1 protein-coding gene is annotated in these 1404 nt (G+C 28.1%); it reads right to left on the bottom strand.

Annotated elements, in window-relative coordinates; all coding sequences use genetic code 11:
- Nucleotides 1–19 precede the first annotated feature (19 nt).
- Nucleotides 20–1249 (bottom strand): aminopeptidase, encoded by a 1230-nt coding sequence (locus G3997_RS10275; protein WP_296645644.1) that lies wholly within the window; start codon nt 1247–1249, stop codon nt 20–22.
- Nucleotides 1250–1404: the final 155 nt, after the last annotated feature.

The raw sequence follows: 1404 nt of genomic DNA, 5'->3' as shown, positions 1-1404 counted from the left end.
CTTTAAGTCTTTTTTCTATTTAAAATGCCCAATTTCCATCTTTGAAAATTTGAACTTCGTTTCCTTCATGAGTTATACCAACTATATCCATATCGCTAGAACCAATCATGAAATCGACATGTGTTAAGCTGTTATTAACTCCATATTTATCTAATTCATCATCTTTTATATCATCACCATCTTTTATACAAGTTCTATAAGCAGAACCTATAGCAAAGTGACAAGATGCATTTTCATCAAATAAAGTATTAAAGAACACAATATTTGTATCTGATATTGGAGATTTAAAAGGAACTAGAGCAACTTCTCCTAGATAGTGAGAGCCTTCATCTGTATCTATAAGTTTACCAAGTGTTTCATAACCTTTTTCAGCTGTAAAATCAATTATTTTTCCGTCTTTAAAAGTTAAAGTAAAATTATCTATAACATTACCACCATATACTAGAGGTTTAGTACTAGCAACTATACCATCAACTTTAAATTTATGAGGCATAGTAAATACTTCTTCAGTAGGCATATTTGCATTGAAATCAATACCATTAGGATCTTTAGATGCACCACTTAACCATATATGTCCTTCAGGTAATTCTATAGTTAAGTCAGTTTTAGATGATTTATATTTTAAAGTTTTAAAGTTTTTATCATTTAAGAAATCCATTCTTAATTTTAAGTCTGCATTATGTTTTTTCCATGCTTCTACAGGATCTTCATTATCTACTCTAGTACATTTAAATATAGCTTCCCAAAGCTTATTTACAGCATCTTCTTTTGTATCATTAGGGAAAACTTTAGTTGCCCAAGATTCTGTTGGAATTGATACTATACTCCATTTACATTTATCTGATAAAGTATAAGAACGCCATTCTTTTAATGCTATACCAGATGCTTTTTGGTAGTTTGCAACTCTTTGAGGATCAACATTTTTAAGTAAATCTGGGTTTTGAGCATAAACTGTTAAGAACGCTCCTCCATCTTTTGCTATATCTACATATTGGTCAGATATCCATCTAGGAAACTCATTAAATGTTTCCTCTGGAGCGTTTAAGTATTTTAATAAAGTACACTCTTCATCAGACCATTCTATATGTACGTTTTTAGCACCTGCCTCATAAGCATGTTTAACAACTTTTCTAACAAAAGGAGCACATTCTATTGGAGATCTAACAAGTAAAGTTTGACCTTCTTGTATATTTACACCAACTTTTACTGCTAAATTTGCATATTTATCTAAATTCTTTTCAAATGACATAATTTAACCTCCATGTATTGAATTACTAATAATTTAAATAGCTTAATTATATTTTAATACATATCAGTTATAAAAATACCAATAAATAAAAATAAATGGTTATTTATGTAAAATTTATATTTATAATTACACATATAAATAATATATTATTAATA

The organism is Romboutsia sp. 13368 (genome assembly GCF_018336475.1).
In the GTDB taxonomy this organism is placed as follows: Bacteria; Bacillota; Clostridia; order Peptostreptococcales; family Peptostreptococcaceae; genus Romboutsia.
Note: the sequence above shows the minus strand (reverse complement) of the source record. Positions and strands in the feature narration are given on the sequence as shown.

What these genes read in the sequence shown, in the direction of transcription:
- G3997_RS10275 (WP_296645644.1), bottom strand. Translation starts at nt 1,249, where the DNA reads ATGTCATTTGAAAAGAATTTAGATAAATATGCAAATTTAGCAGTAAAA.